This is a genomic window from Cryobacterium sandaracinum, from assembly GCF_004403415.1.
Lineage (GTDB): Bacteria > Actinomycetota > Actinomycetes > Actinomycetales > Microbacteriaceae > Cryobacterium > Cryobacterium sandaracinum.
In genome coordinates this window covers 1-12,189 of record NZ_SOGO01000040.1, presented here as the reverse complement: position 1 = coordinate 12,189, position 12,189 = coordinate 1, and the positions used below count along the sequence as shown (strand labels likewise).

The following is a 12,189-nucleotide window of genomic DNA, read 5'->3' as shown; positions in this document are numbered from 1 at the left end:
GTTGGGAACATGTCTTTTTCGGTGGCGGTGGCAGGTGCGAGTGGCTACGCGGGCGGTGAATTGTTGCGTCTGTTGGCCGGGCACCCCGACTTCGAGGTGCGCACGGTCACGGCGCACAGCACTGCCGGGCAGCGTCTGATCGACGCGCAGCCGCACCTGCGCTCGCTCGCGCACCTCACCCTGGTCGACACGACGCCCGAAACCCTCGCCGGGCACGATGTGGTGTTCCTCGCCCTGCCCCACGGAGCATCCGGTGCCCTCACCGCGCACCTTTCCGCCGACACGCTCGTCGTGGACTGCGGTGCCGACCATCGGCTCGAAAGTGAGAGCGACTGGGCGGCGTTCTACGGGGGCGACTACTTCGGCGCCTGGACCTACGGCGTGCCCGAGCTCCCGGTGGTCGGCGGCACGCAGCGCTCCCGGTTGGCCGGCTCCCGCCGCGTCGCCGCCCCCGGCTGCAACGCGAGCACGGTGGCGTTGGCGCTGGCGCCGGGCATCCGTGCCGGGGTGATCGAGCCCGAAGACTTGGCCGCGGTGCTCGCGGTCGGACCCTCCGGCGCCGGCAAGAGTCTGACGCTGCCGAACCTCGCAAGCGAGATCCTCGGCTCCGCGAACCCCTACGCGGTCGGCGGCGTGCACCGCCACATCCCCGAAATCCAGCAGAGCCTGCGCTGGGCAGGGGCCTCGAACCCGACCATCTCATTCACCCCGGTGATCGTGCCGATGTCGCGGGGAATCCTCTGCACCGCGACGGCCCGTCTCGTGCCCGGCACATCCGGCGCCGCGGTGCGCGCCGCCTGGGAGGCGACCTACGCCGACGAACCGTTCGTGCATGTGCTGCCGGAGGGCCGATTCCCGCGCACGGGCGATGTGCTCGGCGCCAACACCGCGCTGATCGGCCTCGCCGTCGACGAGGCCGTGGGCCGCGTCGTGACGATCACCGCCGTCGACAATCTCACCAAGGGCACCGCCGGTGCCGCCATCCAGTCCGCCAACCTGGCGTTGGGACTGCCCGAGACCACGGGCCTGAGCACGAATGGAGTTGCCCCATGAGTGTCACCGCCCCCGCCGGGTTCGCCGCCGCCGGAGTTACCGCCGGCCTGAAACAGTCCGGCGGGCTCGACCTCGCCGTCGTGCAGAACCTCGGCCCGCTCACCAGCGCGGCCAGCGTTTTCACCAGTAACCGGTGCAAGGCGAACCCGGTGCTTTGGAGCGAGCAGGTCATGAAGGGCGGCCGAGTCAAGGCCATCGTGCTCAACTCGGGCGGCGCGAACTGCTACACCGGCAGCATCGGCTTCCAGACCACGCACGCCACCGCCGAGGCCATCGCCGACCGCTTGGAGATCTCCGCCGGCGAGGTGCTGGTCTGTTCCACCGGCCTGATCGGCGAACAGCTCGACCTCGGCAAGATCACCGCCGGCGTGTGGGACGCGACCCTCGCGCTGCAGGGTGAGAAGGCCACCTCCGACGCCGCCGGCCTGGCCGCGGCGCGGGCGATCATGACCACCGACACCACACCCAAGCAGACCATGCTCGTTTCCGACACCGGCTGGACCATCGGCGGCATGGCCAAGGGCGCCGGCATGCTCGCGCCTGGCCTGGCCACCATGCTCGTGGTGCTGACCACCGACGCCGTGCTCGACTCCGAGCAGCTGGACGTGGCCCTCCGCCAGGCCACCCGGGTCACGTTCGACCGCCTCGACTCCGACGGCTGCATGTCCACCAACGACACTGTCACCCTCCTCGGCTCCGGGGCGAGCGGGGTCACCGCCGACCTGGCCGAATTCACGGATGCCCTGATCGCCATCTGCCAGGACCTCACCCTGCAGCTGCAGGCCGACGCCGAGGGGTCCGCCCACGACGTCGCCATTACGGTGCGGCACGCCGGCACCGAGGCCGACGCCGTCACGGTCGCCCGCGCGGTCTCCCGCAGCAACCTGTTCAAGACCGCGATCTTCGGCAACGACCCGAATTGGGGCCGCGTGCTCGCGGCGGTCGGTACGACGGATGCCGCCTTCGACCCCTACGGCATCGACGTCGCCATCAATGGCGTGCAGGTCTGCACCGCGGGGGAACCCGACCAGCCGCGTGAGCTCGTCGACCTGACCCCCCGCTCGGTCTCCGTGCTGATCGACCTGCACGAGGGCGACGAGACGGCCACCATCTGGACCAACGACCTCACCCACGCCTACGTCGAAGAGAACAGCGCGTACTCGAGTTGAACCCGGTCCACGAAACCCCCGGCGACGAGACGACCCCAGGCGACGAGACGAACAGCCGGGCGGAGGCAGCCGTCAAGGCCGCCACGCTGATTGAGTCGCTGCCCTGGCTCAAGCGGTTCCACGACCAGATCATCGTGGTCAAGTTCGGCGGCAACGCCATGGTCAGCGAGGAACTGCAGCGAGCGTTCGCCGAAGACATGGTGTACCTGCGTTATGCCGGCATCCGCCCCGTCGTCGTGCACGGCGGCGGCCCGCAGATCTCCGCGATGCTCGACCGCCTCGGCATCGCGAGCGAGTTCCGCGGTGGCTACCGGGTGACCACGCCTGAGGCGATGGACGTCGTGCGGATGGTGCTCACCGGCCAGATCAACCGCGAGCTGGTCAGCCGCATCAACCAGCACGGTCCGCTGTCGGCCGGGCTCTCCGGCGAGGACGCCGGGCTGTTCCAGGGCCGTCGCCGCGGCACCGTCATCGACGGCGGCGAGGTCGACCTCGGCCTCGTCGGCGACGTGATCGGCGTCGACCCCGAGGCCGTGCTCGCCCAGCTCGCCGCCGGCCGCATACCGGTCGTCTCCTCGATCGCACCCGACACGGATGTCCCGGGCCAGTCCCTGAACATCAACGCCGACGCCGCCGCCGCGGCCCTCGCGGTCGCGCTCGGCGCCGTCAAACTGGTCATCCTGACCGATGTCGCGGGGCTGTACAGCGACTGGCCCAACCACGACTCGCTGGTGTCGGTCATCGACGTGGACTCGCTTCGCTCCCTGCTGCCGGGCCTCGAGTCGGGAATGATCCCCAAGATGACGGCCTGCCTCGACGCGGTCGAGGGTGGCGTCGCGAAGGCGGCCATCATCGACGGCCGAGTACCACACTCGATCCTGCTCGAGGTCTTCACCGGCAGCGGGATCGGAACCGAAGTGGTCCCGGCATGAGCAATACGCACCCAGAATCGAGTACCGCACAGATGGCCGATTCCGGCACCCCCGACTGGCGCGAGCGTTTCAGCGCCGCCATGATGCACACGATCGCACCGCCGCTGGCGATGCTCGTGCGCGGGAAGGGGTGCTACGTCTGGGACGACGAGGGCACGAAGTACCTCGACTTCCTCGCCGGAATCGCCGTGAACTCGCTCGGCCACGCGCATCCGGCTCTCGTCGCCGCGGTCACCGACCAGGTCGGCCGGCTTGCCCACGTCTCGAACTACTTCGCGTCGCCACCGCAGCTGGAACTGGCCGAACGGCTCAAGCACCTCACCGGTGCGGGACAGGCCGGCCGGGTCTACTTCTGCAATTCCGGCGCCGAGGCCAACGAGGCCGCATTCAAGCTGGCCCGACTGAACACCGACGGTGGCAGCCGAACCCGCATCCTCTCCCTGCACGACTCGTTCCACGGCCGCACGATGGGGGCGCTCGCCCTCTCCGGCAAGCCGGCCATGCGCGAGCCGTTCCTGCCGGTCCCCGAGGGGGTCGAGCACATCCACGCCACGCTCGAGGGGCTGGACGCCGCGATCGACGAGACCGTCGCCGCCCTCTTCCTCGAGCCCGTGCAGGGCGAGGCCGGGGTGGTCGACCTGCCCGCAGGGTTCCTGCGCCACGCCCGCGAGCTGTGCACCCGAAACGGCGTGCTGCTCATCCTCGACGAGGTGCAGACCGGCGCCGGCCGCACCGGCGAGTGGTTCGCCTACCAGCACGACGGTATCCAGCCGGATGCGCTCACGCTGGCGAAGGGGATCGGCGGCGGCCTGCCCATCGGCGCCCTCGTCACCTTCGGGGCGGCGTCGGAGCTGTTCCAGCGCGGCCAGCACGGCTCGACCTATGCCGGCAACCCGCTCGTCACGGCCGCCGCCAACGCCGTGCTCGGCGCCATCGAGGCCGACGGCCTGGTCGCCAACGCCGCGCGGCGCGGCGAGCAGCTGCGGGAGATCCTCGCCGATTTCGGTTCCCCCCTCATCGGCGAGGTGCGCGGCCGCGGGCTCCTACTCGGTGTCGGGCTGACCGAACCGGTCGCCACCCGCCTGGCGGCCGCGGCCCAGAGCAACGGCTTGATCGTGAACGCCGCAAACGAGTCCACCATCCGTCTGGCCCCGCCCCTCATCGTCGGCGACGACGAACTGGCCGATTTCGAGTGCCGATTCGGGCTCGCTCTGGCCAGCCTCTAGAGTTGAACGATCTATTCCCCAGAAGCGAAAGTGACACCGTGACCCGCCATTTCCTGCGCGACGACGACATCTCACCGGCCGAACAGGCCGAGATCCTCGACCTTGCCCTGGACCTCAAGCGTGACCGATTCGCGGTCAAACCTCTGGCCGGCCCGCAGACCGTGGCTGTCATCTTCGACAAGTCATCGACCCGCACCCGGGTCTCCTTCGCCGTGGGGATCGCCGACCTCGGCGGCAGCCCGCTGATCATCAGCACCGCGAACAGCCAGCTCGGTGGCAAGGAAACCGCCTCCGACACGGCCCGCGTGCTCGAGCGCCAGGTGGCCGCGATCGTCTGGCGCACCTACGGCCAGGCCGGACTCGAGGAGATGGCCCTCGGCACCACGGTGCCCGTCGTCAATGCGCTGTCCGACGACTTCCACCCCTGCCAGTTGCTCGCCGACCTGCTCACCATCCGTGAGCACCGCGGCGACCTGGCCGGTCAGACCCTCGCGTTCCTCGGCGACGGCGCCTGCAACATGGGCCAGTCCTACCTGCTCGCCGGCGCGACCGCGGGCATGCACGTGCGCATCGCCTCCCCGGTCGGGTACACGCCCACCGACGAGGTCGTCGCGGATGCCGCGGCGATCGCCCTGCGCACCGGCGGCTCCGTGGAGCTCTTCACCGACCCGGTCGCGGCCGTCACCGGCGTCGACGTGGTCGTCACCGACACCTGGGTGTCGATGGGCAAGGAAGAGGAGAAGGCCACCCGCCTGGGCGACCTCGGTCGCTACCGTGTGGACGCCGCCCTGATGGCGCTCGCGAAGCCCGACGCGCACTTCCTGCACTGTCTGCCGGCTGACCGCGGTTACGAGGTGACCGCCGACGTCATCGACGGCGCGCAGAGCATCATCTGGGACGAGGCCGAAAACCGCCTGCACGCCCAGAAGGCGCTGCTCGTCTGGCTGCTCACCCAGAACAGCGCCTAACGCCCCGGCGGGCGTCACAGCATGACCGTAAACTTGATCAGATCGAATTTTTAGGGAGAACCATGGCTGAACGCGTTGTGCTGGCATATTCGGGCGGACTCGATACCTCGGTTGGCATCGGCTGGCTGAAGGATGCAACCGGCAAAGAGGTCGTGGCCCTCGCCATCGACGTGGGACAGAGCGGCGAGGATATGGACGTCATCCGCCAGCGCGCCCTGGACTGCGGCGCCGTCGAGTCCATCGTCGTCGACGCGAAGGACGAGTTCGCCAGCGACTACGTCGTGCCGGCCCTCAAGGCCAACGCGCTCTACCAGAAGCGTTACCCGCTCGTCTCCGCGCTCAGCCGCCCGCTGATCGCCAAGTACCTCGCCTCCACGGCCAAGGAGCTCGGAGCGAACAGCGTCGCGCACGGCTGCACCGGCAAGGGCAACGACCAGGTGCGCTTCGAGGCCGCCGTCGCCGCCCTCGCGCCCGACCTCACCTCGCTCGCCCCGGTGCGCGATTTCGCCCTCACCCGGGACAAAGCCATCGAATACGCGGCGCTGCACGACCTGCCCATCGCACAGTCGAAGAAGAGCCCCTACTCGATCGACCAGAACGTCTACGGCCGTGCGGTCGAAACCGGCTTCCTCGAAGACCCGTGGAATGCCCCGATCGAAGACCTCTACACATACACGCAGGACCCGGCCGTGACTCGCGAGCCCACCGAGGTCGTCATCAGCTTCGACCAGGGTGTTCCCGTCGCGATTGACGGCGTCGCCGTCACCCCGCTGCAGGCCATCGAAATGATGAACCTGCTCGCCGGCAACCAGGGCGTCGGACGGATCGACATCGTCGAGGACCGCCTCGTCGGCATCAAGAGCCGCGAGGTCTACGAGGCCCCCGCCGGCATCGCCCTGATCGCCGCGCACGAAGAGCTCGAGAACATGACCGTGGAACGTGACCTGGCCCGCTACAAGCGCACGGTCGAGTCCAAGTGGGCCGAACTCGTCTACGACGGCCTCTGGTTCTCCGGCCTGAAGCGCGCACTCGACGTGTTCATCGACGAGACGCAGAAGCACGTGACCGGCGACATCCGTCTGAAGATGCATGCCGGCACCGCCGTCGTCACCGGCCGCAAGTCCACGCAGAGCCTCTACGACTTCAACCTCGCCACCTACGACACCGGGGACACTTTCGACCAGTCCATGGCCAAGGGTTTCATCGAGCTGTGGTCGCTGCCGAGCAAGATCTCGGCCCGCCGCGACCTCGCCGGCAAGTAGGGCTGACGTGGCTGGCGACACGGACACGCACGAGAACCGCGCGGGCAAGGCGGGCGCCCTCTGGGGTGGCCGCTTCGCCGGGGGACCGTCGCCGGAACTGGCGAAGCTGAGCAAGTCGACCCAGTTCGACTGGCCGCTGGCTCCCTACGACATCCGTGGTTCCCAGGCCCACGCGCGGGCCCTGGCCGCGGCCGGTTACCTGACCGCCCCGGAACTCGTCGCCATGATCGCCGGCCTCGACACCCTGATGCAGGCCGTGGTCGACGAGAGCTTCCTTCCCGCGGAATCCGACGAGGATGTGCATTCGGCCCTGGAACGCGGCCTGATCGACATCGTCGGCGTCGAACTGGGCGGCAAGCTGCGCGCCGGCCGCAGCCGCAACGACCAGGTCGCCACCCTGGTGCGGATGCTGCTGCGCGACAAGGCGAAGGGCATCTCCGCCCACGTCATCGACCTGATCGACGCCCTGGCGTCGCAGGCCGAAGCGAACGACGAGGCCATCATGCCGGGCCGCACGCATCTGCAGCACGCCCAGCCGGTGCTGCTCGCCCACCACCTGTTCGCGCACTGCTGGCCGCTCGTGCGCGACCTCGAGCGGTTCACCGACTGGAACACACGCGCCGACTACTCGCCCTATGGGTCTGGTGCCCTGGCCGGCAACACGCTCGGCCTCGACGCCAACCTGGTGGCGGCCGACCTCGGCTTCAGCGCCGTGGTCGAGAACTCGATCGACGGCACCGCGAGCCGCGACCTGGTCGCCGAGTTCGCGTACATCACCGCCCAGATCGGTATCGACCTGTCCCGTCTGGCCGAGGAGATCATCCTCTGGAACACCCGCGAGTTCGGTTTCGTCACCCTCGACGACTCCTACTCCACCGGGTCGTCGATCATGCCGCAGAAGAAGAACCCGGACATCGCCGAGCTGGCCCGCGGCAAGGCGGGGCGCCTGATCGGCAACCTGACCGGTCTGCTGACCACTCTCAAGGGGTTGCCGCTCGCCTACAACCGCGACCTGCAGGAAGACAAGGAGCCAGTCTTCGACTCGATCGAGACGCTCGAGGTGCTCCTGCCGGCCTTCAGCGGAATGATCGCGACCCTGACCTTCCACACTGAACGGATGGCCGAGCTCGCCCCCCAGGGATTCTCCCTGGCCACCGACGTCGCCGAGTGGCTCGTCAAGCAGCAGGTCACGTTCCGGGACGCGCACGAAATCACCGGTTCGCTGGTGAAGTTCGCGGAGCGGAACGGGCTCGACCTGCACGAGGTGGACGACGCCGCGCTGCTCGCGCTGTCGCCGCACCTCACGCCGGACGTGCGCGAGGTACTCACCATCACCGGTTCGGTGTCCCGCCGCGACGGCCAGGGCGGGACCGCCCCGGTGCGCGTGGCGGAGCAGCGCGCGGCGCTCGTCACCCGGGTGCGCGCGCTGGCGGCTGCGCTCGGCATGTGACACTCGCCGACGGCATTCTGGCGCGACCGGCGGTTGAGGTCGCGCCACAGTTGTTGGGCGCGCTGCTCGACCGCGCCGGGGTGCGGCTGCGCATCACCGAGGTGGAGGCCTACCTCGGGCAAGGGCTCGACCCCGGCTCGCACGCCTTCCGTGGCCAGACCCGGCGGAACGCGTCGATGTTCGGCCCGAGCGGGCACCTCTACGCGTACTTCAGCTACGGCATGCACGTCTGTGCGAACATCGTCTGCTCGCCGGGCGGCGAAGCGTCCGCCGTGCTGCTGCGCGCCGGCGAGATCGTCGACGGTGTCGCCGAGGCACGGATGCGCCGCCCCACCTCACGCAGCGACCGCGACCTGGCGCGCGGCCCGGCCCGGCTCACGCTGGCGCTCGGCATCGGGCTGGGAGACGACGGTGCGGACCTCGGTGAGGCGCCGTTCACGCTGACCCTGCCTCCCGAACCGGTCGCTTTCCGCAGCGGACCCCGCACCGGAGTCGGCGGCGCCGGCGGGGGGGCGGAGTATCCGTGGCGATTCTGGATCCCGGGCGACGCGTCGGTGTCGCCGTACCGGCGACATCCGAAGCTGGGCGCTGAGCCCGACTCTCGCTAGGCGCGCGTCGTCGACAGGCCGGCGTCGCCGACAGGCTCGGGCCGTCGACAGGCTCGGGCCGTCGCCGGGCTCGCGCCATCACCGGGACCCGCGCTGGGGCATCCGGCGTCATATAAAAGCGGAGATTTTCGGGAAACGCCGGTTCGGGGGCCGACCGGCGTGTCGCGAAAATCTCCGAGGTTACGTCAGCGCGATCGGCACGGATGTCCCGGGTCGCGCGGCAGGTTCGGGTCACCGGATCCCGGCAAGCTCGACCGCCGACCGGCGCCTACGTCAGGGCGATCTGCACCAGGGCGGCGCACGCGCACGCCCAGATCAGGCTCGCCAGCGTGCCGATGATGAACCGCTCCCGGGCCTCGGCCGTGGCCAGCTCGGTGAAGCGGCCGACGCCCTTGATCGCCACGACGACCGCGATGGCCTCCGGGAAGCCCGCCAGGATCGCGCCGGCCACGGCGAGGCGCTCCAGGATTCCGATCATCAATCCACCGCGCAGCACCTCGTGCACGAAAGTGCCGTGCGTTCCGGCCGTCCCCTCACCATCGGGTACACCGGTGGCATCCGGTGCATCCGGTGCATCCGGTGCGCCGGCATCAACCCCGGACGCGCGGCCCGGCTCCGGTGTCACGGGAGCGCCGCCGTTGTCGACCAGGATCCCGCCGTGCTGGCCTTGGGGCACGGAGTTGTTCGTGGCCAGCCTCAGCGCAAGCAGCGCCGCCGGGCCGCCGCCGACCACGGCGAGACCGAGGGCCACCATGCCGAGGAGCACGCCCGACACGGTCGCGCCTCCGGGCGAGGGGAGGGCGGCGATCATCAGGGCCGCGGCGAGGGCGCCGCCGGAGACCGCGGCGAACTGCGGCTTCTGGCGCCGGAACGCGAGGATGGCGAAGACCAGCGAGCCGGTGGTGACGACCAGGAGGGACATCCAGTAGAGGTAGGCAACGATCGGGAAGGACGAGGAGATCATGCGGCAGGGTCCGTTTCGGTCGTGGCGTGCTCGAGGTTCTCCAGCAGCCTAACGAGTGCGGGCTGGGCGGACTGGTCGACCCTCCAGAGGGCGATTCGGATGCGCTGGCTGACGGCGGCGGGGGAAATGCCGAGCTCGGCGGCGATCTCCACCTGGGACATCCCGCTCGCCAGCAGGTCGATGGCCGCCCAGCCCTCCTGCGAGCGACGCTGGCGAAGGAGCAGCAGATTGGTGATGAGTGCTTCCACCCCGTCGGCGTCGAGCAGCGGAGCAGAGCGGCCAGCAGTACGGCCAGCAGTACGGCCAGCGGCCGGATCAACCTCGAGACTGAACCGGGCCTCGGCCTTCTTTGCCCGCGTCACGGCCGCGCGCGCCGCGACGAACGCACCGCCGGAGGCCTGCCGGGTTGTTTCTGGAAGAGGGGTGCGCACCTCGCCGATGCCGAGCCCGATGCTCCAATGGCCCGCGCGATGCAGCGCGAGAACGGCGGCAAGGGCCGTGCCGGCGTCGGGCAGCAGTAGCTGGATCTCATCGCCGGACGTCTGGTCGGGCGGCAGCGTGAACGCCGGGCCGTACGCGGCCACGAGCTCGGCGATCATCTCGCCGGCCCGATCGCGATCGTTGCGGCTGTCGACCTGGTCGGCCGTGATGACGAACATGGGCGGGACCTCCGACGGAGTTGGCGGGCTGATATGAAGCTTCCACGATGAATCTACACTAATTCAGCCTATAGGCTTAATATTTGCCGATCAAGGTGTGGTCCTGAATTCCCGGGCAGCGAGTCGGGCGCTGATATCCTTGGCTCGTGTCAGATCCAGCCATCCTCGCCCTGCAAGCCAACGACCCGACCTTCGACGACGTCTGGGAGGAGATCTCCTGGCGAGGCCTGGTACAGGTGTCCACCGACACCACCGAACTGCGTGAGCTGCTCGCCGGCCCGCCGGTCACGTTCTACTGCGGCTTCGACCCGACCGCCCCGAGCCTGCACCTCGGCAACCTCGTGCAGCTGCTGCTCATGCGCCGGCTGCAGCTGGCCGGACATAAGCCCCTCGGCCTGGTCGGCGGGTCCACCGGACTGATCGGTGACCCGCGCCCCACGGCCGAGCGCACCCTGAACTCTCGGGATGTCGTCGGCGAGTGGGTGGGCTACCTCCAGGCCCAGGTCTCGCGCTTTCTGAGCTCGGAGGGCGACAACGCCGTCACCCTGGTGAACAACCTGGACTGGACCGCCCCCCTCAGTGCCATCGACTTCCTGCGCGACATCGGCAAGTACTTCCGGGTCGGCAGCATGCTCAAGAAGGATGCCGTGAGCGCCCGGCTGAATTCCGACGCCGGCATCAGCTACACCGAGTTCAGTTACCAGGTTCTGCAGGGGATGGACTTCCTCGAGCTCTTCCGCACGTACGGCTGCGTGCTGCAGACCGGAGGCAGCGACCAGTGGGGCAACCTCACCAGCGGTATCGACCTCATCCGCAAGGCGGAGGGGGAGAGCGCCCACGCCATCGGCACCCCGCTGATCACGAACAGCGACGGCACCAAGTTCGGCAAGAGCGAGGGCAACGCGGTCTGGCTCGACCCCACTCTCACCAGCCCGTACGCGTTCTACCAGTTCTGGCTCAACACCGACGATGCCGATGTCCTCAACCGGCTGAAGGTGTTCACCTTCCTCACCCGGTCCGACATCGAGGAGCTCGGGGGTGCCGTGGCGACGGAACCGTTCAAACGCCTCGCCCAGCGCACGCTCGCCGTGTCCGTGACAAGCCTTGTTCACGGCCGTGCCGCGACGGATGCCGCCATCCAGGCCGCGCATGCCCTCTTCGGCCAGGGTGAGCTGTCCGATCTCGACGAGGCCACCCTCGAAGCCGCGCTGCGAGAACTCCCGAACACGACGACCGCCCCGCACGCCCCCGTGGTGCAGCTGCTGGTCGACACCGGACTCAGCATGAGTCTGAGCGAAGCCCGCCGTGCCATCAGCCAGGGTGGGGTCTATCTCAACAACGTGAAGGTGCTGAGCGATGACCAGACCATCGAGGGTGCCGTGCTTCCCGGGGGAGTGGCCGTGCTCCGCCGCGGGAAGAAGACCCTGGCCGGCGTTTTCGTCGTCTGATTCAGAGACGGATGTCGCCTGGTCGNTTCCGCCCCGTTGGGGCGTGACACGCCCGGGCGGTTGCTGGTTTTGACGGTCCGGTGTGTCGGCCGTAATGTATTCAAACGTACCCCACAGGTGCGGAAAGCCGCAGAGCTTCCCGGCCTCATGTGGAACCACAGTTTTTCGCTTCGTCTCATGCTTGTTCCTGTTTCAGGTGGGTGTGGGGGAGGCCTAAGATGGTAACTCTCTCCGGCTGAGTGTTTGGTCTGGTGGGTGGTTGTTCGAGTCGCTTTGGCGCACTTGGAATCGGCTGCTTTCCGTGATTTGACAGGGTGTGGCCGGGCAGCTAAGTTATACAAGTTGCCTCGAAGCGACAGCCCCTTGGTGGGTTTGAAGTCGAGTGCGTCCGATCCTTGAGAACTCAACAGCGTGCACAATGTCAAATGCCAAAAACCTCGGCCGTAGGGC

The 12,189-nt window shown here is 68.8% G+C and carries 11 protein-coding genes; 9 read left to right on the top strand and 2 right to left on the bottom strand.

Translation table 11 applies throughout. The annotated features are described in order from the left end of the window. Window positions 1-9: 9 nt before the first annotated feature. The 8 genes from argC to E3T25_RS14590 all read left to right on the top strand — a co-directional run bounded on the left by argC (window position 10) and on the right by E3T25_RS14590 (window position 8,668). Window positions 10-1,053 (top strand): N-acetyl-gamma-glutamyl-phosphate reductase, encoded by a 1,044-nt coding sequence (gene argC, locus E3T25_RS14625; RefSeq protein WP_134342194.1) that lies wholly within the window; start codon window positions 10-12, stop codon window positions 1,051-1,053. Beyond that, the gene (argJ, locus tag E3T25_RS14620; RefSeq protein ID WP_134375100.1) at window positions 1,050-2,222 is read left to right on the top strand and encodes a bifunctional glutamate N-acetyltransferase/amino-acid acetyltransferase ArgJ; all 1,173 of its coding nucleotides are present in this window, start codon (window positions 1,050-1,052) and stop codon (window positions 2,220-2,222) included. The genes argC and argJ overlap by 4 nt, the downstream gene beginning before the upstream one ends. Continuing rightward, entirely contained in the window at window positions 2,219-3,154 is a 936-nt protein-coding gene (argB, locus tag E3T25_RS14615; RefSeq protein ID WP_134342193.1) for an acetylglutamate kinase, read from the top strand. The genes argJ and argB overlap by 4 nt, the downstream gene beginning before the upstream one ends. A gap of 32 nt (window positions 3,155-3,186) precedes the next feature. After that, a complete protein-coding gene (locus E3T25_RS14610) occupies window positions 3,187-4,380 on the top strand; it encodes an acetylornithine transaminase (RefSeq protein WP_134375098.1) in 1,194 nt (397 codons plus the stop codon). Window positions 4,381-4,418: 38 nt separating this feature from the next. Further along, the gene (gene argF, locus E3T25_RS14605; protein ID WP_104101257.1) at window positions 4,419-5,348 is read left to right on the top strand and encodes an ornithine carbamoyltransferase; all 930 of its coding nucleotides are present in this window, start codon (window positions 4,419-4,421) and stop codon (window positions 5,346-5,348) included. A 62-nt stretch (window positions 5,349-5,410) separates the two neighbouring features. Then, the gene (locus tag E3T25_RS14600; RefSeq protein WP_134375096.1) at window positions 5,411-6,610 is read left to right on the top strand and encodes an argininosuccinate synthase; all 1,200 of its coding nucleotides are present in this window, start codon (window positions 5,411-5,413) and stop codon (window positions 6,608-6,610) included. Between the two features lie 7 nt (window positions 6,611-6,617). Beyond that, window positions 6,618-8,060 (top strand): argininosuccinate lyase, encoded by a 1,443-nt coding sequence (gene argH, locus E3T25_RS14595; RefSeq protein ID WP_104101261.1) that lies wholly within the window; start codon window positions 6,618-6,620, stop codon window positions 8,058-8,060. Continuing rightward, window positions 8,057-8,668 (top strand): DNA-3-methyladenine glycosylase, encoded by a 612-nt coding sequence (locus E3T25_RS14590; protein ID WP_134375094.1) that lies wholly within the window; start codon window positions 8,057-8,059, stop codon window positions 8,666-8,668. Before argH ends, E3T25_RS14590 begins: the two co-directional genes overlap by 4 nt. A 268-nt stretch (window positions 8,669-8,936) precedes the next feature. On the opposite strand, the gene E3T25_RS14585 is transcribed toward E3T25_RS14590, so the two are convergent. Further along, a complete protein-coding gene (locus tag E3T25_RS14585; RefSeq protein WP_134375092.1) occupies window positions 8,937-9,632 on the bottom strand; it encodes a hypothetical protein in 696 nt (231 codons plus the stop codon). Beyond that, window positions 9,629-10,291: a winged helix-turn-helix transcriptional regulator gene (locus tag E3T25_RS14580; protein ID WP_134375090.1), complete on the bottom strand. Its 663-nt coding sequence runs from the start codon at window positions 10,289-10,291 to the stop codon at window positions 9,629-9,631. Before E3T25_RS14580 ends, E3T25_RS14585 begins: the two co-directional genes overlap by 4 nt. A gap of 146 nt (window positions 10,292-10,437) precedes the next feature. On the opposite strand from E3T25_RS14580, the gene tyrS reads away from it, so the two are divergent. Next, window positions 10,438-11,739, top strand: coding sequence for a tyrosine--tRNA ligase (gene tyrS / locus E3T25_RS14575; protein WP_241980909.1), 1,302 nt, complete (start codon window positions 10,438-10,440; stop codon window positions 11,737-11,739). Window positions 11,740-12,189: the final 450 nt, after the last annotated feature.